Consider the following 20,708-nt stretch of genomic DNA (forward strand, 5'->3'; position numbering starts at 1 on the left):
ACCCCGGCCGGGGTTACGGACGGAACCGCAGCACCTGCGGGTCGTGGTCGCTGATCTGGTCGTTGAACTCAGCGTTGATGTGCACGCTGTCGTACTCGAAGTCGCAGGAGCGCCGGATCGACGGGCTGACCAGGATCTGGTCGAGCGTCTGGGCGTTGCCCTGGTAGACATACGAGTAACGCTCGCTCCTGGGCAGCGACTTGATCGCCGACCACAGCGCGCCGTCCTTCTCCAGCAGCTCGGCGGTGCCGGAGAACTCGAAGTCGTTGATGTCTCCGAGGGTGACGACGTCCGCGTTCTTCTGGACGGCCAGGATGTCCTTGACGAAGGCGTTCACCGCACTCGCCTGGAGGTGGCGCTGGGTCTCCGAGCTACGGGTCGGCGGCTGGTACTGCGCGTGCAGCGACTGGTCGCCGCCCTTGGAGGCGAAGTGGTTGGCGATCACGAAGACCGTCCGGCCACGGAAGGAGAACTCACCGGCCAGCGGCTTGCGGCTGTTCGTCCAGGCCGCGTTCGCCGGGTCGATCCGGCCGGGGGAGACGGTCAGCGCCGCCTTGCCCTTCACCTTGGTCACGCCGGCGGCGGTCGTGGCGTCGCCGCCCGCGCGGTCCACGAAGGAGACGCGCTCCGGGTTGAACAGGAACACCTGGCGGATGTTGCCGCCGGGCTCACCGCCGTCGGCCTTGTCGACCGGGTCGATGGAACGCCACTCGTAGGCCGGACCGCCCGCGGCGACGATCGCGTCGATCAGCTTCCGCATGGTCTGGTCGGCGGCGACCGTGCCGTCGTTCGTCGCGCCGTTGTTGTCCTGGATCTCCTCCAGGGACACGATGTCGGGCGACTGGAGGTTGTTCACGATCGCGGAGGCGTGCGCGTCGAAGGTGCCGTCGGACGGGTCCAGGTTCTCGACGTTGTACGTCGCGACCGCCAGCTCGCCGCGCCCCTGCTTCTGCGTCGTCTCCCGCTTCAGGCCACCGCTCTTGAGCGTGCCCAGCTCGCTCGCGACGAGGGTGTAGCCGCCGAACTGGGTGTAGTCCAGCGGGCCGGTGGTGCTGCCGGCGAGCGTGTCACCGACGTTCGCGACCGGGAACTCGGCGCCCGGGCCGAGGGACTGGATCTGGAGCCGGCCGGTGTTCTGGGAGTCGTAGGAGCCGTAGACCGTGGTGCCGCGGCGGTTGCGGTGCTCCCACGGCTTGACGGTCACCCACAGCTCGTGGAAGTCGTCGGTCGCGGTGACCACCCGGGCGTCGGCGATCCGGACGTTCATGCCCTCGAGGGACTCGTAGAAGTCCAGGGCGTACTTCGTCGGCCGCAGCGTCAGGCCGTTCACCGAGCCGTTCGCGGCACTGTCGCCGGCCGGGGTGTACCGGTGCGGCACCGAGTCCTCGTCGACGGCCGTCGCGGCGGGCACGGCGTTGCCGCTGGAGACGACGGTGACCGTCGGCTTGGTGATCTCGGTCAGCGACTGGTTGCCGGAGGAGGCGCCGCCCGGCACGTACTCCGTGACCGTGCCCGAGACCAGCACCGAGTCGCCGACGGCGACCTTCGGGGTGGAGCTGGTGAAGACGAAGACGCCCTCGCTGGTGGCCGGGTCGGCATCGGGGCTCGGATCCTGGATCCAGAAACCTCTGGAGGAGCCGTAGGTGCGTACGCCGGTGACGATTCCGGCCACGTCCGTGACCTGCTTGCCGGCGTACGGCGATATTCGGGTGCTGCCCTGGATGTCATGGATGCGCACGGAGTCGGCGTGCGCCGGAGCGGTGAGGGCGACGGTGGACGCCGCGGAACAGACGGCGGCGACGGTGAGCGCGGCGAGACGCGCGGACTTCTTGCTCGGCAACGGGATCCCTCCGGGGACGTATGTGAGCGCCGGGACGAGGGTGGTGCAGTGGAACGGTGGATGCAGGCGCGACCGGTGGGGCGGTGGCGACGCGCGTAGAAAATACAGTGAACAGATGTCCCCCGACTTCTACGCGCGTCAATCTCCTGCCTGCTCAGGCCAGTTGTCAAGGTTTCGGCCATGTACACCTCCTGACGTGTAGATGAACCGGGCGGCATGGGTGGAAATCCGTCTAGGCTGAGCGGTTGAGCCGTGATGTGTACGGCAAGGGCCGTGTCGCGTACGGCCACGCAGAGCGCTCTAGGAGAACCCGCCGATGTCAGACAGCTCCCCCCTGCCGCCGGTGCGGCTGCACCCCGAAGCGGAGCTGGCGCGTGACGCGCTGTCCACGCCGTTGCTCTCCCGGGCCGTCCGGCTGGCCCGCTGGGCCGGGCCCGACACCCGCATCGACGCTGGCGGCGGCCTCGTCGACGAGCAGCTGCCCGGCGCCGCCGAGGTGCTCGGGCTGAGCGGGGACGACGCCGCGGCCGACGCCGGCGCGGCCTGGCGGGTGGCCGTCGACACCGGACTGGTCGAGGTCGTCGACGAGGAGGCCGGCACCGTCGCGCCCGGCGCCGATCTGTCCCTGCTGACCGGCGGCTCGCCGCAGGACGTGCTCGGCGTGTGGCTCGGGACGCTGGAGACGGTCCTCGCCGACGCGAGCGTGCCCGACCTGGACGACCTCGTCGACGCCATGGACGCGGGCGGCGAGGTCGACTTCTCCTCCCTGGACTGGGACCCGGAGGCCGAGGCGGAGTTCCTCGACGGCGTGCTCGGCAACCTCTATCTGCTGACGGCCGGCGAGGACGGGCCCGGCGAGGCCCCGGTGCCGCTGCCGGCCCTCGCCGCGTCGATGATCGTGCCCAGCGACATGGGCGAGCCCACCAACGACGTGCTGGAGCAGGTCTCCGACGCGATGATGCGGCTCGACGACCAGTTCCGGCTGCTGGAGCCGGCCGGGCTGGTGGAGTACCAGCCCGTGGACGAGGCCCTGATGGCCGACATCGACGGCGCCACCGAGGAGGTGCCGGCCGACGTCGACGACACCGACGTCTCGCGCTACGGCATGGTCCGGCTGACCCCGCTCGGGCTGTACGGGATGCGGGCGCGGCTGCTGGAGGCCGGATTCGAGGCGCCCGCCGTCGGTGACCTCGCGGACAAGGGCGCAGACGTGCTGCTCGCCGGGACGGCGACCTTTCCGCCTCTCGCCGCGCAGGCCGAGACCGAGCTGTGGCTGGCCCGGCGTGAAACCCTGCCGGCGGCAGGGGAGTTGCTGGCGGCGGCGCGGGGTTCGGACGCGGGGGCCCCGCTGCGGCGGCTGCGCTGCCAGCAGGCGCTGTCCCTGGTGGGCGCCGAGGCCGAGCCGGCGCTGCGGGAGGTGCTCGACGACGCCGAGCTGGGCGGGCTGGCCCGGGTCTGGCTGACCGAGCGGGGCGCCGAGGACGTGCCGGCGCCGTCCCAGGACCTGGTGTTCTGGCTGACCGTCGACACGGTCGCCGCGCAGCTGGCCGCGGAGGGCAACTCCGACGAACTGCGGGCGCTGGTCGAGGGGCTGGCGGCACAGCACAGCGGGTTCTTCGCTGCGGCCTGGCGGGTGGACCATCCGGCCACGGCGGATGTGCTGGAGGCGATGGGGCGGCTGCACCCCGACAAGAAGATCGCGAAGGAGGCCCGAAAGGCCGCGTTCAAGGCGCGGTCGCAGCAAGGAGGTTGAGCCCGGCCCCTGGCCCTCGGCCTGCGGGTGCGGATGTGACTGCGCGTGCGGGTGCGGGTGCGGGTCGAGCATGGGCCGGCCGCGCGTTCCGTTGACGTCCGTGGTCTGGGACCCGGGCGCTCGCGGGCTCGCGCCCACCCGGCGGGGCAGCATATGGATGCAGTCCCGCGCCCCTTGGCGCGCCGTTCATCCGGAGTTCAGACATGGGCGGGAGCGTGGCGCCGATCCGCAGGCCGCCACCTCCCACGGCACACCCACCGTCACAGGAGACACCATGTCGCTCACCCGCAGGGACTTCGCCAGAAACTCCGCGTTCACCGGTGCCGGAGTCGTGCTGGCCGGGAGCGCCGGCGTCCTCGGCAGCGCACCGAACGCACTCGCGTCCACCGAGCCCGAGCCGGAGGCCGCCGGCGAGTCGGCCGGGCGCGACTGTGGCCGCGGCGTCGGATACGGACCGCTGCTCCCGGACCCCGAGGGGATCCTCGCGCTGCCCGCCGGATTCAAGTACCGCGTCATCACCTACAGCGGCCAAACCACACTGGAGTCCGGCGAGTTCACCCCCTCCAACCACGACGGCACCGCCGCGTTCGACGGGCCGCGCGGCACCACCCTGCTCGTCAACAACCACGAGCTGAAGGGCCCGCGCGCCAACTGGAAGCACCCCGTCCCGCTCACCGAGGGACTCGTCTACGACCCCGCCGCCTCCGGCGGCTGCACGGTCGTCGAGGTCCGCCGGGACGGCCGGGTCGCCGAGTGGGTCGGCATCGCCGGTACCTCCACCAACTGCGCCGGTGGCCGCACCCCTTGGGGCACCTGGCTGACCTGCGAGGAGAACTCCGACAAGGCCGGCACCAACGGCATGACCAAGGACCACGGATACGTCTTCGAGGTCGACCCGGTCGACCGCCGCGCCAACCGGAACCCCAAACCGCTGAAGTTCTTCGGCCGCTACGACCACGAGGCCGTCGTCATCGACCCCAGGCGCGGCCACGCCTACCTCACCGAGGACGCCGCCGCCCCCAACGGCCTGTTCTTCCGCTGGACCCCGCCGAAGGGCTTCGCGTACGGCCGCGGCACGTTCCGTGCCCTCGCCGACGACGCCGGCGTCCTCCAGGCGCCCAAGTGCTTCGACTCCGGCGGCAGGTTCGTCGACGACCTCTCCCGAGCCACGAGGATCGGCACGGTCTACGGCGTGGACTGGGTGGACGTCCCCGACCGCGACGCGCGCACCACGCCGGTGCGCAAGCAGTTCGCCGACGACCAGATCACCCGCGCCCGCAAGCTGGAGGGCATGTGGTGGGGCGACGGCGGCGCCTACGTCGTCTCCTCCTACGCCCGTGAGGAAAGCCCCGAACGACACGACGGCCAGGTCTGGTTCTACGACCCCAGGCGGCGCACCCTGACCCTCAAGGTCCTCCTCGGCGTCAACCCCGACCCCGCCGCGGACGGCGCCTACGACGGCCCCGACAACATCACCGTCTCCCCCTACGGCGGCTTGATCCTCGCCGAGGACGGCGAGGGCGTCCAGCACCTCTTCGGCGCCACGGACAGCGGCCGTACGTACCCCATCGCGCGCAACGAGCTGAACATCGGCACCGAGGACGAGCCCGAGTACAGCGAGTTCGCCGGTGTCACCTTCTCTCCCGACGGACGGACCCTGTTCGCCAGCATCCAGACCCCCGGCATTCTGCTCGCCATCACCGGGCCGTGGAAGCGGCAGCGGCGGTAGTTAATTCATTCGCCCGGCCCGAGTCGCGCCTCCTACAGTGAGATCACGACAGCACGCACCTCCCGGTGCGAAGGCGGCGGTTACTTCTTGCAGAGAATCCCGACCGCAGCCGAATTGATCTCGGGAGGCGCAGCTCATGGTGGGTGCCCGGTGCGCAGGCAACGGTTACTTCATCGGATCTGGCGGTTGCGGGTTCGAATCCCGTCATCGACTTCTGGTCGGTGTAGCTCAATTCGGCAGAGCACCAGGCTAAAGTCCGTCGCCGACTCCTGATCTCGGGCACCCTCCATTTGCCGCGCCTCCCTCCGAAACACCAGTGAATTGGGGGGAATTCATCATGGCGCGATTCAACACCCGGACCCCGGGGTCGCGGCCCACCTCGCGGGTCACCTCGACCGGCCGTGTCCTTCGTACCTACGAGGGCGGCCGGGGCCGCGAGCGCGACGCGCGCTCCGAGCTCTACCTGCTCGCCGTCGCCAACTTCGTCACCCAGCGGACCTTCTACGAGACCGGCGCCGACCGCGACGACCGCTTCGCCCGGCTCGTGCGCGAGCTCGCCGTGACCGACCCCCACTGGACGGCCGGCCTGCTCGGCTGGCTGCGCGGCGAGGGGGGCCTGCGTACCGCCTCGGTCGTGGGCGCCGCCGAGTACGTGCACGCACGGCTGGCGGCCCAGGTCACCGCCGGTCCGTCGAACCGGCAGGTCATCGCCTCCGTGCTCCAGCGGCCGGACGAGCCCGGCGAGCTGCTCGCGTACTGGACGGCGGTACACGGCCGCAACGTCCCCAAGCCCGTGAAGCGCGGCATCGCCGACGCCGTACGGCGCCTCTACAACGGAAAGTCGCTGCTGAAGTACGACACCGCGGCCAAGGGCTACCGCTTCGGCGACGTCCTCAACCTGGTGCACGCGGCGCCGGACCCGGACAAGCCGTGGCAGGGCGAGCTGTTCCGGTACGCCCTCGACCGCCGGCACAACCCGGACACCGCGGTGCCGCCCGCGTCCGACCGCACCCTGGTCGCGCACCGCGAGCTGATGGCGCTGCCCGTCGAGCAGCGGCGCGCCGTAGTGACCTCGCCGGGGGGCACCGAGCGGCTCGCGGCGGCCGGAATGACCTGGGAGGCGCTGGCCGGCTGGCTCCAGGGGCCGATGGACAAGGCGGCCTGGGAGGCCGTGATCCCGTCCATGGGCACCATGGCGCTGGTGCGCAACCTGCGCAACTTCGACCAGGCGGGCGTCGGCGACGAGGTCGCCGCCCAGGTCGCGGCCCGGATCAGTGACCCCGCCCAGGTCGCGCGGTCCCGGCAGTTCCCCTTCCGGTACCTCGCCGCGTACCTGCACGCGCCCTCGCTGCGCTGGGCGTACCCGCTGGAGCAGGCGCTCGGACACTCGCTGGCCAACGTGCCCGCGCTGCCCGGCCGCACGCTGGTGCTGGTCGACCGCTCGGGCTCGATGTTCTGGTCGCGGCTGTCGGACCGCTCGGAGCTCAACCGGGCCGACGCGGCGGCGATCTTCGGTGCGGCGCTCGCGCTGCGGGCGAAGAAGGCGGACCTGGTCCAGTTCGGCACCGACAGCCGGACGGTGTCCTTCCGCCGCGGCGAGTCCGTGCTGAAGGTCCTGGAGCGCTTCGCCGACCTCGGCGGCACCAACACCACCGAGGCGGTGCGCCGGCACTACCGCGGCCACGACCGGGTGCTGATCGTCACCGACGAGCAGTACGCGGCCAGCCACCACGGCGACCCGACCGAGCAGGTGCCGGCCCATGTGCCCGTGTACACCTGGAACCTCGCCGGGTACCGGGCGGGCCACGGCCCGTCGGGCAAGGGCAACCGGCACACCTTCGGCGGCCTGTCGGACGCGGCCTTCCGGATGGTGCCGCTGCTGGAGAGCGCCCAGGACGCCAGCTGGCCCTGGGCTGCCTGAGAACCGAAGGATTTGCCGAGCGATCCACCGAGCCCGGAGTGGCCCGCACCGCGTGGGGAGTGCGGGCCACTCCCAGTGGCGCGGCTGCCGGCGGGGGAGGAGCCGATGAGCGGCGCCGAAGCCTGGGTGGTGGTTTCCGAGCTCCTGGTGCGAGCCTCGGCCTGACGCCCGCGCACGCACCGCGCTCGACCACCGGACTCGACGCCGGGCCCGGACCGGCTCAGGTCAGACGACTCGTCACGGAGTCGGAAGCAGCAGTGAAGCGCGACTCGTCACGGAGTCGGAAGCAGGAGTGAAGCACCACTCGTCATGGAGGCGGAAGAAGTGAAGCGCATCGGCATCATCGGAGTGGGCGAGATCGGCCGGGCCGTCGTGGCCGGGCTGTGCGACGGGACCGACCCTGCGCCCGAGGTGTTCCTCTCCCCCCGAGGCGCCCGCACGGCCGACGAACTGTCGAAGCGTTACGACGGCGTACAGGTGTGCGCCGACAACCAGGAGGTGGTCGACCGCTCCGAGCTGATCGTCATCGCCGTACGCCGGCAGGACCGGCACGAGGCCCTGGCCGGCTTGCGGGTGGACGGCGACAAGGTCGTGGTCAATGTGATGGCCGGCGTCGGCAACGACGATCTGCGCCGGTCACTGGCGACCGACGCCCCGCTAGTGCGGGCCATCCCCCTGCCGGACATCCGCGAACGGCGGTCGGTCACGGTCGTCCACCCGGCGCACCCGCAGGTCGACGCCCTCTTCGAGCGGACGGGCGGAGTGCTTCCTGTCGCGGACGAGGCGGCCTTCGACGTGTTCTCCGCGCTGACCGGGACACTGACCGCCCACTACGCGTATCTCGCCACACTCACGTCATGGGCCGTCGGCCAGGGCCTCGATCCCGACGACGCCGACCGGTATGTCCGCAGCCTCTTCCAGGGCGTCGGCCGCGCCCTGAACGACGGGACCCGCTCCCTGGACCGGCTCGCCGCCGACCACGAGACCCCGAACGGCAGCAACGAACGCATCCGCACGACCTGGTTCGACCCGGCCAACTCCGCCGCTCTGAAGTCGGCCCTCGACGACCTCCTGGCGGACCTGAGGTAGCCGAGGAGGTTCCGGGAGTCTCGGATGCCCGGATGCCCGGATGCCCGGAGGCACGGATGCTCCGGAAGAGGGGGCGGCCCGCAGCCACTGTCCCCTCTTCCCTCGACTCGTGCGCCGCCCCGACTCGTACGGCGCTCGCGTCGGTCCTACAGGGCCTGTGCCGCGGGCTTCACCATCCCCCGGACCGTCCGGGACTTCACGAAGTCGCCCATCGCCGTCATCTCCCACTCCCCGGAGAACTGCCTGATCAGCTTGGCCATCATCACGCCCGTCTGCGGTTCGGCGCCGGTGAGGTCGAAGCGGACGAGCTCTTCGCCGGTCGTGGCGTCGAGGAGACGGCAGTAGGCCTTGGCGACCTCGGTGAACTTCTGGCCGGAGAACGAGTTGACCGTGAAGACCAGCCCGGTGACCTCCATGGGCAACCGGCCGAGGTCGACCGTGATGACCTCGTCGTCACCGCCGCCCTCACCCGTGAGATTGTCGCCGGAGTGCCTGATCGCGCCGTTCACGATCTGGAGCTTGCCGAAGTAGCAGCTGTCGATGTGGTTGCGCTGCGGGCCGTAGGCGATGACCGAGGCGTCCAGGTCGATGTCCTTGCCGCGGTACGCCGGTTCCCAGCCGAGGCCCATCTTTACCTGGGAGAGGAGGGGCTGGCCGCCCTTGATGAGGGAGACGGTCTGGTTCTTCTGGAGGCTGACCCGGCCCTTGTCGAGGTTGATCTTGCCGGCGCCGGGGGCGGGCGCAGCGGGCGCGGGCGGGGCCGGGGGAGCGGCGGGTGCCTGGGGCGCGGGGGGAGTCGACATGGGCGGTGCCGGCGGGGCGGCGGGCGGCGGCATGGTGGGCTGCGGCGGAGCCACGGGGGCGGCTGCGGGGGCCGGTTCCTCGACCGTGACGCCGAAGTCGGTGGCGATACCGGCCAGGCCGTTGGCGTAGCCCTGGCCGACCGCGCGGGCCTTCCAGGCGCCGTTGCGCAGATAGATCTCGACGATCACCAGCGCTGTCTCGGAGCCGAGCTGCGGGGGTGTGAAGGTGGCCAGGACGCTGTTGTCGTCCGCGTTGCGGATGGTGGCCGTCGGTTCGATGCCCTGGAAGGTCTGGCCGGCGGCGTCGGGGCTGGCGGTGACGACGATCTTCTCGATGCCGGGGGGTACGGCCGCGGTGTCGACCGTGATCGCGTCGGGGCTGGTGCCGCCGCCCGAGCGGTACGTCACGCCCGGGCCGGAGGGCTGGTTGTAGAAGATGAAGTCGTCGTCGGAGCGCACCTTGCCGTCGGCGGTGAGCAGCAGGCCCGATACGTCGAGCCGCACCGGGGCGGCGACGTCCACCGTCACGCGGCCGGCGGAGAGAGGGATGTTCGAGCCGGGGGTCATAGCTGTCATGGTCCGTGAACGAGCGGGGGCGCTTTACCGTTCCCTTACCCGGGGCCATTCGGCGGGCGACGCGGTTTTCCCGCCCCCGCTGCCCCTACCCGTCCCATCCCGGGGGCTGCCGCCCCCGGACCGCCGCTTCGGCCCTGAACGGGCCTTGTCCTCGAACTCCCCCAGAGGGGGTGCCCCCGGACGGGCTGGAAAATCAGCCCCTCCGGCGCTCGCCGGCGGAGCGGGGTCTGGGGCGGAGCCCCAGAAGGATGGGGCGGGTAGGGGCGGCGGGGGCGAGGAAAACTCCCTACGGCACCACCACGATCTTCCGCCCCACCCCCGACGCGAACTGCTCCAACGCCTCCGGGTACCGCTCCAGCGGGATCCGGTCGCTGATGAAGATCTCGGGGTCCAGGACCCCGTTCGCGAACAGCTCCGCCGCGCGCTCGAAGCTGTGCAGGACCGCCATCGAACCCGTGATGGTGATCTCCTGGTTGTAGATGCGGTACGGGTCGATGGTCACGCGCGTCGCGTAGTCCGCGACCCCGAACTGAAGGAACGTGCCCGCCTTGGCCACCCGGTCCAGGCCGTCCTGGATCGCCGCCGCGTTCCCCGTGGCGTCGACGACCAGGTCCCAGCCCTGCGGGCGGTCCAGTTCGTCCGGGTTCGCGGCGGACGCCGAGACGCCGAGCCTGCGGGCGGTCTCCAGGCGGGCCGGATTCACGTCCACCACATCCACGCTCGCCGCGCCGGTCCGCTTGGCGAGCTCCAGCATCATCAGGCCCATCGTGCCCGAGCCGTAGATCAGGACGTGGGCGCCGAGGCGGGAGTTCAGCACGTCGTAGCCGCGCACCGCGCAGGACAGGGGTTCCACCAGGGCCGCGTCCTGGGTGCGCACGTGCTCGGGGAGCTTCACGCAGTTCGCCACCGGGGCCACCGCGTACTGCGCGGCCCCTCCGGCGGTCGTCACGCCGATCGCCGCCCAGCGTTCGCACAGGTTGTTGTGGCCGGTACGGCAGTAGCGGCACTCGTAGCAGTACAGGGACGGGTCGACCGCCACCCGGTCGCCCACCGCCACCTCCGTGACCTGGGTGCCGACCCCGACCACCTCGCCCGCGAACTCGTGCCCCGGCACGATCGGCAGCTTCGGTGCGAACTCGCCCTGGAGGATGTGCAGATCGGTGCCGCACAGGCCGCAGGCCGCGACCTCGACGACGACCTCGCGCGGGCCCGGCGTCGGGTCCGGGACCTCGGTGACCACGGCCTTGCCCACGGACTCGATGACGGCGGCCTTCATTTCACGGCTCCCAACGACAGGCCCTGGACCAGCTTGTCCTGGGCGGCGAACCCCGCGGCGAGCACCGGCAGGGAGATGACGAGCGACGCGGCGCACACCTTCGCCAGGAACAGGCCCTGGCTGGTGATGAAGCCGGTCAGGAAGACGGGCGCGGTCTCCGCCACCACGCCGGTCAGTACGCGGGCGAACAGCAGCTCGTTCCAGCTGAAGATGAAGCAGATCAGGGCGGTCGCGGCGATGCCGGGGAGGGCGATGGGGGCCACGACGCGGGCCAGGATCGTCGGGAGTTTCGCGCCGTCCACCCTCGCCGCCTCGATGATCGCGACCGGGATCTCGGCGAGGAAGGAGTGCATCATCCACACCGCGATCGGCAGGTTCATGGAGGTGTAGAGGATGACCAGCAGCCAGATGTTGTCGAGCATGTCCGTGTTCTTCGCGAACAGGTACAGCGGCAGCAGGCCCGCCACGGCCGGCAGCATCTTCGTGGAGAGGAAGAAGAACAGGACGTCCGTCCACTTCTTCACCGGGCGGATCGACAGCGCGTAGGCCGCCGGGAGGGCGAGGACCAGGACGAAGAGGGTCGACGCCACCGATGCCACGGTCGAGTTGATCAGCGCCGGCCAGGGGCTCGCGCCGCCGCCCGCGCCGAAGAACTCGCGGTAGCCGTCCAGCGTCAGCGCGGCGGCGAAGGAGGGCGGGTTGGTCGCCGCGTCCTGCTCGGAGTGGAAGGACGTCAGCGCCATCCAGGCGATGGGCAGGAAGAACGCGATCCCGAGCAGCCAGGCCACCAGGCCGAGGCCCGCTCCCTTGCGGCGGCTGCGAAGTCGTACGGCCACGGCACTCATGCGCGTGACACCTCCTCGCGGAACAGGGACGACACCACGCGCAGCGCGAAGGTCGCGATGATGATCGAGCCGATGACCACCAGGACGCCCGCGGCCGAGGCGAGGCCGTTCTCATGGGCCTGGTAGAAGCTCTGGTAGACGGTGTAGGGGAGGTTGGCGGTGCCGAGGCCCCCGGACGTGATCGTGAAGACCGCGTCGAAGTTCTGGACGATGTAGATCGAGCCGAGCAGGGCGCCGAGTTCGAGGTAGCGGCGCAGGTGGGGGAGCGTGAGGTGGCGGAAGATCTGCCAGTCGCTCGCGCCGTCCACGCGGGCCGCCTCGATCTGCTCGTGGTCGCGGCTCTGGAGGCCGGCCAGCAGGATCAGCATCATGAACGGCGTCCACTGCCAGACCAGCGAGGCCTCCACCGCGAGCAGCGGGGTGTTGGAGATCCAGTCCGGCTGTGGGCCGCCCACATAGTGCAACAACCCATTGAACAGGCCGTATTCGGGGTTGTAGAGCACATGCTTCCAGAGCAGCGCGGCGGCGACGGGGACCACCAGGAACGGGGCGATCAGCAGGGTGCGGACCACTCCCCGGCCCTTGAACCTCCGGTCCAGGAGGAGGGCCAGGATCAGACCGAGGACCAGGCTCGCCAGTACCACCGCGACGGTCAGCAGCACCGTCGTCCACACCGACTGGCGCAGGTCGGCGTCGGTGAGGACCTCCTGGTAGTTGGCGAATCCGGCGAACCGGCGGGCGTCCGGATACAGGGAGTTCCAGTCGAAGAACGAGATCACCAGCGTGGCCACGAACGGCAGCTGGGTCACCACGATCATGAAGATCAGGGCGGGCAGCAGGGGCGCCCGGGTCGCCCAGGCGCGCAGCCGGGCGGAGGGTGGGCGGGGTGTGGTACGCACGGGAGTCGTGGCCACGGGGGCCGTTGTCGTCGCTGTCATCGCCCCTCGTACTCCTCGGAGATCTCGTCGGCGAGCTGCTGGGACTTCTTCAGGGCCGTCTCGACGGACTGGCGTCCGGCGATGGCCGCGCTGATCTCCTGGGAGACCTTGGTGCCGAGGTCGGTGAACTCGGGGATACCGACGAACTGGATGCCGGGCGCGGGCCGCGGCTGTACGCCGGGGTCGTTCGGGCGGGCGCCCTCGATGGCCTCCTTCGTCATCTCCTGGAAGGCGGCCGCCTCCTCGCGGTAGGCCGGGTTGGCGTACGTGGAGGCGCGCTTGCCTGCCGGCACGTTGGACCAGCCGATCTCGTCGCCGACGAGCTGCTCGTACCGCTTGCTCGACGCCCAGGACACGAACTTCCAGGCGTCGTCGGCGTTGCGGGACGCCTCCTGGATGCCCCAGGCCCAGGTGTAGAGCCAGCCGGAGGACTCGGTCTTCTCGACGGGGGCGGGCGCGTAGCCGACCTTGCCCTTGACCGGGGACTTGGCCGCCTCCAGGGAACCGGCCGCGGAGGTGGCGTCGTACCACATGGCGACCTTGCCCTGGGTCATGTTGTTCAGGCACTCGGCGAACCCGGCCTGGGCAGCGCCCGACTCACCGTGCTCGCGGACCAGGTCGACATAGAACTTCGTCGCCTTTTTCCACTCGGGGGAGTCGAGCCGGGCCTTCCAGTTCTTGTCGAACCAGGTGCCGCCGAAGGTGTTGACGACCGTGGTGAGCGGGGCCATCACCTCGCCCCAGCCGGGCAGACCGCGCAGACAGATGCCCTTCATGCCCGGCTCGGCGCCGTCCACCTTCGCCGCGATGTCCGCGACCTGCTGCCAGGTGGGATGCGCAGGCATCGTCAGGCCCTCTTTCGCCAGCACGTCCTTGCGGTACATCAGGAAGGACGACTCGCCGTAGAAGGGCTGGCCGTAGAGCTTGCCGTCGTCGCCGGTCAGGGACTGGCGCATCGGCTTGAGGACGTCCTGCTCGTCGTAGCCCGGGTCCTCGGCGACGTAGGAGTCCATCTCCTTCAGCCAGCCGTTGCGGGCGTAGATCGGTATCTCGTAGTTGGAGAGTGTGGCCACGTCGTACTGGCCGGCCTGGTTGGCGAAGTCCTGGCTGATCTTGTCGCGGACGTCGTTCTCGGGCAGCACGGTGAAGTTGACCTCGATGCCGGTCTCTTCGGTGAAGCGGGGGGCGAGTTTCTGGAGTTCGGTCATCTGGGGGTTGTTGACCATCAGGACGTTGATCGAGTCGCCGCCCGACCCCGCCCCGCCGGCTCCGACCCAGCAGCCGGAGAGCAGCGGGGCGAGCAGCGTCCCTGCGGCGGCCGTGGCGAGCGTGGCTCGCGGTGGCCGTCGTCGGCTCTGGGTTCGCATGGATCGCTCCTGGACGTTTGGGGAGATAAGGGGCACTCTCCGGCGCGGATGTGCCCTACAGGGGACGTGAATCGGTTGGTGGGATGGGACGGGGATGTCGGATGCCGGACGGGGACGCCGTCGCGGATGTCGGACGTGGATGTCAGACGCGGATGACCTGGGGGCCCAGTAGGGAGTACCGATGGGCCTCGGCCGCCGGGAGCAGCGTGCTCGTCACGATCGTCTCCAGCGCGCCGATCCGGGCGAACCGGCAGAAGCTGACCGCTCCGAACTTGCTGTGCACGCCCGCGAACACCGTGCGGCGCGCGGCCCTGATGGCCTGTGCCTTGACCTCGCTGACGGCCGGGTCGGGGGTGGTCAGGCCGTGTTCGCGCGAGATGCCGTTGGCGCCGATGAACGCCAGGTCGATGACGAAGCCGGCCAGCATCTTCGTCGTCCAGTGGTCGACGGTGGCGAGCGTCCCGGCTCGCACCCGCCCGCCGAGCAGCAGCACGGAGACCTGCTCGGCCTCCGCGAGGGCGCCCGCGACCGGCAGGGATGCGGTGACCACGGTCAGCGGCCGGTCGGTGGGCAGGGACTCGGCGATGAGCTGCGGGGTGAAGCCCTCGTCGACGAAGACCGTCTCGGCGTCCCCGAGCAGCTCGGCCGCGGCGGACGCGATCCTGCGCTTCTCCGGGACATGGCTGGTTGCACGGAAGGCGAGCGTCGTCTCGAACCCGGCGCTCTCCACGGGATAGGCGCCGCCGTGGGTGCGGCGGAGCAGGCCATGGTCCTCCAGGACGCGCAGATCCCGTCGCACGGTCTCCTTGGCCACGCCCAGTTCGGAGGCGAGCGCGGTGACGTCGACCGCGCCGTCGCGCCGTGCGGCCAGCACGATCTCGCGTTGGCGTTCTTCCGCCGTTCTCGTGCTCATGCCGACACCTGCCTTCCGCTGTGCTGCCCGTTCGGGCCCGGTGCGGCCCATGCCGGAATTTCTACAGTGGGTGTGCCGTGCGGACCAGGCTTGTTGCGGGTCCGATGCTGCCCGTATGTGCCCGTTGACGCTGCGGTGTGTCCGTCTCGGACCTGCGGGCTTGTGCCGGGACGGGTGAGATCGGGCGTCGTCCGTGCCCGGATGCGGCGATGAGCGGGCCCGTTCGGTGCCCGCTCACCCTTTTCCGGCGACTGGTTTCGGTCAGTACGGCCACATCGGCGGGTCGCTCACGAAGTGGCCGCCCAGGTAGGCGTGCGCGATGTTCTCCGGGTCGAGCTCGCCCTGCTCGGCGATGAGCTTCTCGGCGTACGGCTCGGAGTCGTCCTGCGGTGCGTAGCCGAGGGCGCGGGCGGTGGTCAGGTCCCACCACAGGCGGGTGTTCCCGGAGGAGCCGTAGACGACGGTGTGCCCGACGTTCTGGGCCGTCAGTGCCGCGTGGAGCAGGCGTGCGCCGTCGGCGGGGCTCATCCACACCGAGAGCATGCGGACGCTCGTCGGCTCCGGGAAGCAGGAGCCGATGCGTACGGACACCGTCTCCAGGCCGTACTTGTCCCAGTAGAACTGCGCGAGGTCCTCGCCGAAGGACTTGGACAGACCGTAGAAGGTGTCCGGGCGGCGCGGGGTGTCGACGGGGATCAGCACGTCCGTCCCATGCGGCGCGTCCCCCTCGGGGCGGGGCGTGAAGCCGACCGCGTGGTTGGAGGAGGCGAAGACGATCCTTCCGACGCCCTCCTCGCGGGCCGCCTCGTACAGGCGGTAGGTGCCCTCGATGTTCGCCTTGAGGATTTTCTCGAACGGGGCCTCCAGGGAGATTCCCGCGAGATGGACGATCGCGTCGACGCCCCGCACGGCCTCGCGGACGGCCTCCTTGTCGGCGAGGTCGGCGACGATCGCGTCCGGCGCGTCCTCGATGGGGCGCAGATCGAGCAGCCGCAGCCGGTATCCGTACGGCGGGAGCAGGTCCCGCATCAGGGTGCCGAGGCCGCCGGCGGCGCCGGTCAGCAGAACGGTGCGGGGTGCGGGCATCCTCGGGGCTCCTCGGCTGGGCGCGGCTCGACCGACCTCGACTGACCCGATCGGCTCAGAGACCGCATGCGTGGACGATATTCATATGCATGGACAAGCTAAGGAGCGCCCGCCGATCGCGTCAAGTGCCCCGCGAAGTCGGCGAATCCGCCGCCGCGTCCGCGGTTTGTGCGCTTGACCGGCCTCGATGGGTCTCCATAGGCTGGTGATGTTCAAGAATGTAGACGTGGATCAGAAACATGGATCAGAAACGTGAGCGTCTGTTCTAGGGAGAGCCCGTGACGCCAGTTCCCCTCGCCGCACGCCTGAGCATCCCCGGCGGGCCGCTGTTCTTCCCCGTCACCGCCTTCGGCCCGGACGGCTCGGTCGACCTCGACACCTACCGCACCCATGTGCGCCGCGGCGTGGAGGCCGGTGCCGCCGCCGTGTTCGCCTGCTGCGGCACCGGAGAGTTCCACGCGCTCACGCCCGAGGAGTACGAGCGTTGCGTGCGGGCCGCTGTCGAGGCCGTGGCGGGACGCGTGCCGGTCGTCGCGGGCACCGGCTACGGCACCGCCCTCGCCGTGCGCTACGCCGGCCTCGCGGAGACGGCCGGGGCCGACGGACTGCTCGCCATGCCGCCGTACCTCGTCGTCGCCGGGCAGGAGGGGCTGCTGCGGCACTACCGGCGGATCGCCGCCGCGACCGCCCTCCCCGTCGTCGTCTACCAGCGCGACAACGCCGTGTTCACCCCGGAGACGGTCGTCGAACTGGCCCGCACCGACAAGGTCATCGGCCTCAAGGACGGCCTCGGCGACCTGGACCTCATGCAGCGGATCATCAGCGCCGTACGCACCGAGAGCCCCGGCGACTTCCTCTACTTCAACGGTCTGCCCACCGCCGAGCAGACCCAGCCCGCCTACCGCGCCCTCGGCGTGCCGCTCTACTCCTCCGCCGTGTTCTGCTTCGCCCCGGAGATCGCCCTCGCCTTCTACGACGCGCTGGAGTCGGGCGACGAGACGACCGTGGGCCGCCTGCTGGACGGCTTCTACGGCCCCTTCGTCGAACTGCGCGCCCAGGGCCGCGGATACGCCGTAGCCCTGGTCAAAGCCGGCGTACGGCTGCGCGGCCTGGACGTCGGAGAGGTGCGGCCCCCGCTGCACGAGCCGGCCGAGGACCATGTCAAGCAGCTCGCGCAGCTGATCGAACGCGGCCACGCGCTGCTGGAGAAGGAGCCGGAGGGAACCGAGTGAAGGCGTCGGCGTTCGTCTACCCCTGGGACGTCAACGCGGACCCGGCGGCACCCGGCAGGATCGCCGCCCTCGGCGTACGGCAGGTGACGCTCGCCGCTGCCTACCACTCCACCCGCACCCTCACCCCCCGCCACCCGCGCCACCGCATCGTCACCGCCGAACACGCGGCCGTGCTCTACCCGACGGACGACCGGTGGCGGGGCCGCAGGCTGCGCCCGTACCCGGCGGGGGACTGGGCGCCCGGAGACGCCTACGGCGAGGCGGCGACCGCGCTCGCGGACGCCGGCCTGGAGGTGCACAGCTGGGTGGTCCTCGCGCACAACTCCCGCCTGGGCGCCGAGCATCCGGACACCTCGGTCGTCAACGCCTACGGCGACCGCTACCCATGGGCCCCGTGCATCGCACAGCCCGCCACGCGCGCGTACCTCGTCGACCTGGCCGCCGAGGCCGCCGTACGCCCCGGCACGCGCGGCACCGAACTGGAGTCCCTCGGCTGGTACGGACTCCAGCATCTGCACGCCCACGACAAGACGGCCTCAGTCCCGCTCGGCGACGCCGGGCAGTACCTGATGGCGCTCTGCTTCTGCCCCACCTGCCAGGAGGGTTACGCCACCCAGGGCCTGGACGCCGCCGAACTGGCCGCCGCCGTGCGCGCCGCCCTCGAACCGCTGTGGCAGGGCACGGCCGCTGACGAGGGCTGGGCCGGGGTGGAGAAGCTGCTCGGCGAGTCGACAGCGGCGGCCACGCGCGCGTGGCGCGACGAGAGAGCCCGTACGCTCCAGGAGACGGCCGTCCGCGCGGTCCGCCGGGCCGCCCCCGACGGCTTCCAGGTACTGCTGCACGCGGACCCGGTGACCTACCACACCGGCGCCAACCCCGGCGTCGACCCCGGGCACATCCTGTCCGTCGCGGACGGCGTCGTCGTGCCCTGCGCGGGCGGCCCCGAACCGCTCACCCCCTTCGCCGAACAGGGCCGCGAGGAAGCGGTCCTCGCCGCCAACCTCGGTGTGGTCTCCGGGATGGGCGGCAGCCCCGGCACCCTCGCCTCGGACGCGGCACGCGCGCGCGGGTGCGGCGCCACCGAAATCCGGCTCTATCACGCCGGGTTGGCGTCGGACGGGGACCTGGCAGCGGTACGGGAAGGGCTCGCCGCGCTCTGAAGCAGGGGCACGGTGGACCCCAGCCACACCAGGCCAAGGACGGGCAACAGCAGCCGTACGTCAACCAGTTCGACCAGCGCCGCACCCGCCGCGAGCCCGACGGCGTTCGGCGTGAAGACGAGGGTGTTCGCGGTGGCGGCGGTACGGCCGAGCAACGCGTCCGGCGTCTCCCGCTGCACGGCCGTGAGCGTGGCGATCAGCACGCACGGCAGCCCTACGCCGGACGCCGCGCTGCACACCAGCGCCACCGCGTCGGACGGGACCGCCCGCAGCCCCGCCGCGACGGCGGTCAGTGCGATGCCGTAGGCGGCGAACCGGCGTTCGCCGAGGCGACGCAGCGCCGGACCGGAGAGCAGCCCCACCGCCACCGAACCGGCGCCCTGGACGGCGTACAGCACCCCGGCGTACGAAGGGGCGTGCCCGAGGTTGTCGATGACTGCGTAGAGCAGCGATCCGCCGAGTCCGGCGCACAGCATCGTGCCGCCCCCGGCCAGGACGAGCGGGCGCAACCGGGGGTGCGTCCACAAGTAGCGGGCGCCCTCGGCGGTCTGTGTCCGCCAGCCGGCGGTCGGTGGCTCGGGCCTGCTCTCGCGCACCCGCAGACCGGCGTACAGACCGGCCGCCAGCACGAAGGTGGCCGCGTCGAGCAGGGCGACACTCGGGCCGCCGTAGGCCGCGTAGAGCCCGGCGCCGGCCAGCGGGGCGACGAGCTTCATGCCCTCCGAGGCCGTCATGCGCAGTCCGTTGAAGTCGCCGAGCAGGGACGCGGGGATCGCGGTGGCGACGAGGGCGGACTCGGCGGCGTCCTGGACGATTCCCGCGGCACCGTAGAGGAACAGGACCGCGAACACCACCCAGACACGGTCCGGTGTGTCGACGGTGAAGAGGGTCGGCAACAGCGCGGCCGGCAGCAGGTTCATGCCGATCAGCAGCGGCTTGCGGCGGGTGCGGTCGGCCAGGGCGCCGAGGATCGGACCGGCCAGGGTGGGCGCCCACATGGCGAGCAGACACAGCGCGGCCAGTCCGTCGGAGCCGGTGAGCTCCTTCACCCATACGCCGGACACCAGCCACAACGCCGAGGTGCCGAAGCCGGAGACCACGACTCCGGCGAGATAGAGGCCGGCGTTGCGATCGCGCAGGACGCGGGTGAGCGCCCCTGGGGTGGTGGTCGTCATGCCTGGTCACCTTGCGGCTAAGGCGGGGGAGTGGGGATCGGGAAGGTGCCTTAGGCACAGGGAGCCCGGCGGCGTCCGGCCTGAGGCGACGAACGGGGCGGCGTACGCCGACGGGTGTCGGTGTACGCCGCCCAAGGGTGGCGCGAGGTGCGGGAGCCGGCCCGCGTGATCACGGCGGTTACTTCGGTTCGCCGTCGAACTTCGAGGTCGACCAGAAGTAGCCGAGCACCGCGAGGCCCAGGCACCAGGCGACGGCGAGCCATCCGTTGTGGCCGATCCCGGTGCCGAGCAGCAGGCCGCGCAGGGTCTCGATGGCGGGGGTGAACGGCTGGTACTCGGCGACCGGCCGGAACCAGCCCGGAAGCGAGTCCAGCGGGACGAAGGCGCTGGACAGCAACGGCAGCAGGATCAGGGGCATCGCGTTGTTGCTGGCGGCCTCCGCGTTCGGGCTGACCAGGCCCATGCCGACCGCGATCCAGGTGAGCGCGGTGGCGAACAGCACGAGCAGTCCGAAGGCCGCGAGCCACTCCAGGGCGGTCGCGTTCGTGGACCGGAAGCCGATGGCCACGGCGACGGCACCGACGAGCGCCACGCTCAGCACGCACTGGAGGACGCTGCCGACCACATGCCCGATGAGCACCGAAGGACGGTGGATCGCCATGGTGCGGAAGCGGGCGATGATGCCCTCGGTCATGTCCATGGAGACGGAGACCGCGGTCCCGATCGTGGTGCTGCCGATGGTCATCAGCAGCAGGCCCGGGACGATGAAGGCGACGTACTTGGAGCGGTCCGGATCCCCGCCGCTGATGCCCGCGCTCATGGTGTCGCCGAAGATGTAGACGAAGAGCAGCAGCAGCATGACCGGCGTGAGCAGCAGGTTCAGGGTGAGGGACGGGTAGCGCCGGGCGTGCAGGAGGTTGCGGCGCAGCATGGTGGTGGAGTCGCGGACGGCGAGGGCGAGGGTGCTCATCGGGCGTTCTCCTTGGGCTGGTTGGGCTGGTTGGG

Annotated in this window: 16 protein-coding genes; 6 read left to right on the top strand and 10 right to left on the bottom strand. The window is 71.0% G+C overall.

Annotated features, from left to right (window positions below):
• Positions 1-13 precede the first annotated feature (13 nt).
• A complete protein-coding gene (locus ACHBTE_RS25680; RefSeq protein ID WP_394726433.1) occupies positions 14-1,840 on the bottom strand; it encodes an endonuclease/exonuclease/phosphatase family protein in 1,827 nt (608 codons plus the stop codon).
• Between the two features lie 316 nt (positions 1,841-2,156).
• Between ACHBTE_RS25680 and ACHBTE_RS25685 the strand changes: the two genes are divergently transcribed.
• From ACHBTE_RS25685 to ACHBTE_RS25700, 4 genes are all read left to right on the top strand, one after another.
• A complete protein-coding gene (locus ACHBTE_RS25685) occupies positions 2,157-3,593 on the top strand; it encodes a hypothetical protein (protein ID WP_394726434.1) in 1,437 nt (478 codons plus the stop codon).
• A 274-nt stretch (positions 3,594-3,867) separates the two neighbouring features.
• The gene (locus tag ACHBTE_RS25690) at positions 3,868-5,322 is read left to right on the top strand and encodes an alkaline phosphatase PhoX (protein ID WP_394726435.1); all 1,455 of its coding nucleotides are present in this window, start codon (positions 3,868-3,870) and stop codon (positions 5,320-5,322) included.
• Positions 5,323-5,659: 337 nt separating this feature from the next.
• Positions 5,660-7,243 (top strand): TROVE domain-containing protein, encoded by a 1,584-nt coding sequence (locus ACHBTE_RS25695; RefSeq protein WP_394726436.1) that lies wholly within the window; start codon positions 5,660-5,662, stop codon positions 7,241-7,243.
• Positions 7,244-7,552: 309 nt separating this feature from the next.
• The gene (locus tag ACHBTE_RS25700) at positions 7,553-8,332 is read left to right on the top strand and encodes an NAD(P)-binding domain-containing protein (RefSeq protein WP_394726437.1); all 780 of its coding nucleotides are present in this window, start codon (positions 7,553-7,555) and stop codon (positions 8,330-8,332) included.
• A gap of 146 nt (positions 8,333-8,478) precedes the next feature.
• Here the strand turns inward: ACHBTE_RS25700 and ACHBTE_RS25705 are convergent, their stop codons facing one another.
• From ACHBTE_RS25705 to ACHBTE_RS25735, 7 genes are all read right to left on the bottom strand, one after another.
• Positions 8,479-9,702 (bottom strand): TerD family protein, encoded by a 1,224-nt coding sequence (locus ACHBTE_RS25705; RefSeq protein ID WP_394726438.1) that lies wholly within the window; start codon positions 9,700-9,702, stop codon positions 8,479-8,481.
• A 295-nt stretch (positions 9,703-9,997) separates the two neighbouring features.
• Entirely contained in the window at positions 9,998-10,987 is a 990-nt protein-coding gene (locus ACHBTE_RS25710; protein ID WP_394726439.1) for a zinc-dependent alcohol dehydrogenase family protein, read from the bottom strand.
• Complete coding sequence (locus tag ACHBTE_RS25715; RefSeq protein ID WP_394726440.1) at positions 10,984-11,832, bottom strand: carbohydrate ABC transporter permease; 849 nt, start codon at positions 11,830-11,832, stop codon at positions 10,984-10,986. Before ACHBTE_RS25715 ends, ACHBTE_RS25710 begins: the two co-directional genes overlap by 4 nt.
• Positions 11,829-12,770, bottom strand: coding sequence for a carbohydrate ABC transporter permease (locus ACHBTE_RS25720; protein ID WP_394726441.1), 942 nt, complete (start codon positions 12,768-12,770; stop codon positions 11,829-11,831). The genes ACHBTE_RS25715 and ACHBTE_RS25720 overlap by 4 nt, the downstream gene beginning before the upstream one ends.
• Complete coding sequence (locus ACHBTE_RS25725; protein WP_394726442.1) at positions 12,767-14,137, bottom strand: ABC transporter substrate-binding protein; 1,371 nt, start codon at positions 14,135-14,137, stop codon at positions 12,767-12,769. Before ACHBTE_RS25725 ends, ACHBTE_RS25720 begins: the two co-directional genes overlap by 4 nt.
• A gap of 142 nt (positions 14,138-14,279) precedes the next feature.
• Positions 14,280-15,050, bottom strand: coding sequence for a DeoR/GlpR family DNA-binding transcription regulator (locus tag ACHBTE_RS25730; RefSeq protein ID WP_394726443.1), 771 nt, complete (start codon positions 15,048-15,050; stop codon positions 14,280-14,282).
• Between the two features lie 261 nt (positions 15,051-15,311).
• Positions 15,312-16,136 carry an NAD-dependent epimerase/dehydratase family protein gene (locus ACHBTE_RS25735; RefSeq protein ID WP_394726444.1) on the bottom strand — a complete coding sequence of 275 codons (825 nt, stop codon included), beginning with the start codon at positions 16,134-16,136 and terminating at the stop codon, positions 15,312-15,314.
• 278 nt (positions 16,137-16,414) lie between these two features.
• Here ACHBTE_RS25735 and ACHBTE_RS25740 point away from each other — a divergent pair, with 278 nt between their 5' ends.
• Positions 16,415-17,368 (top strand): 5-dehydro-4-deoxyglucarate dehydratase, encoded by a 954-nt coding sequence (locus tag ACHBTE_RS25740; protein ID WP_394726445.1) that lies wholly within the window; start codon positions 16,415-16,417, stop codon positions 17,366-17,368.
• Positions 17,365-18,528, top strand: a complete 1,164-nt coding sequence (locus ACHBTE_RS25745; protein WP_394726446.1) for a hypothetical protein — start codon at positions 17,365-17,367, stop codon at positions 18,526-18,528. Before ACHBTE_RS25740 ends, ACHBTE_RS25745 begins: the two co-directional genes overlap by 4 nt.
• Here ACHBTE_RS25745 and ACHBTE_RS25750 read toward each other — a convergent pair.
• Entirely contained in the window at positions 18,465-19,703 is a 1,239-nt protein-coding gene (locus ACHBTE_RS25750; RefSeq protein WP_394726447.1) for an MFS transporter, read from the bottom strand. The two genes, ACHBTE_RS25745 and ACHBTE_RS25750, sit on opposite strands and share 64 nt — an antisense overlap.
• 178 nt (positions 19,704-19,881) lie before the next feature.
• On the bottom strand, positions 19,882-20,673 hold the full coding sequence (locus tag ACHBTE_RS25755; protein ID WP_394726448.1) for an ABC transporter permease: 792 nt from the start codon (positions 20,671-20,673) through the stop codon (positions 19,882-19,884).
• Positions 20,674-20,708 lie beyond the last annotated feature (35 nt).

This window comes from Streptomyces sp. M41, assembly GCF_043673425.1.
In the GTDB taxonomy this organism is placed as follows: Bacteria; Actinomycetota; Actinomycetes; order Streptomycetales; family Streptomycetaceae; genus Streptomyces.

What these genes read in the sequence shown, in the direction of transcription:
- ACHBTE_RS25755 (WP_394726448.1), bottom strand. Translation starts at nt 20,673, where the DNA reads ATGAGCACCCTCGCCCTCGCCGTCCGCGACTCCACCACCATGCTGCGC.
- ACHBTE_RS25700 (WP_394726437.1), top strand. Translation starts at nt 7,553, where the DNA reads ATGGAGGCGGAAGAAGTGAAGCGCATCGGCATCATCGGAGTGGGCGAG.
- ACHBTE_RS25725 (WP_394726442.1), bottom strand. Translation starts at nt 14,137, where the DNA reads ATGCGAACCCAGAGCCGACGACGGCCACCGCGAGCCACGCTCGCCACG.
- ACHBTE_RS25710 (WP_394726439.1), bottom strand. Translation starts at nt 10,987, where the DNA reads ATGAAGGCCGCCGTCATCGAGTCCGTGGGCAAGGCCGTGGTCACCGAG.
- ACHBTE_RS25750 (WP_394726447.1), bottom strand. Translation starts at nt 19,703, where the DNA reads ATGACGACCACCACCCCAGGGGCGCTCACCCGCGTCCTGCGCGATCGC.
- ACHBTE_RS25690 (WP_394726435.1), top strand. Translation starts at nt 3,868, where the DNA reads ATGTCGCTCACCCGCAGGGACTTCGCCAGAAACTCCGCGTTCACCGGT.
- ACHBTE_RS25685 (WP_394726434.1), top strand. Translation starts at nt 2,157, where the DNA reads ATGTCAGACAGCTCCCCCCTGCCGCCGGTGCGGCTGCACCCCGAAGCG.
- ACHBTE_RS25720 (WP_394726441.1), bottom strand. Translation starts at nt 12,770, where the DNA reads ATGACAGCGACGACAACGGCCCCCGTGGCCACGACTCCCGTGCGTACC.
- ACHBTE_RS25705 (WP_394726438.1), bottom strand. Translation starts at nt 9,702, where the DNA reads ATGACCCCCGGCTCGAACATCCCTCTCTCCGCCGGCCGCGTGACGGTG.
- ACHBTE_RS25730 (WP_394726443.1), bottom strand. Translation starts at nt 15,050, where the DNA reads ATGAGCACGAGAACGGCGGAAGAACGCCAACGCGAGATCGTGCTGGCC.
- ACHBTE_RS25715 (WP_394726440.1), bottom strand. Translation starts at nt 11,832, where the DNA reads ATGAGTGCCGTGGCCGTACGACTTCGCAGCCGCCGCAAGGGAGCGGGC.
- ACHBTE_RS25695 (WP_394726436.1), top strand. Translation starts at nt 5,660, where the DNA reads ATGGCGCGATTCAACACCCGGACCCCGGGGTCGCGGCCCACCTCGCGG.
- ACHBTE_RS25735 (WP_394726444.1), bottom strand. Translation starts at nt 16,136, where the DNA reads ATGCCCGCACCCCGCACCGTTCTGCTGACCGGCGCCGCCGGCGGCCTC.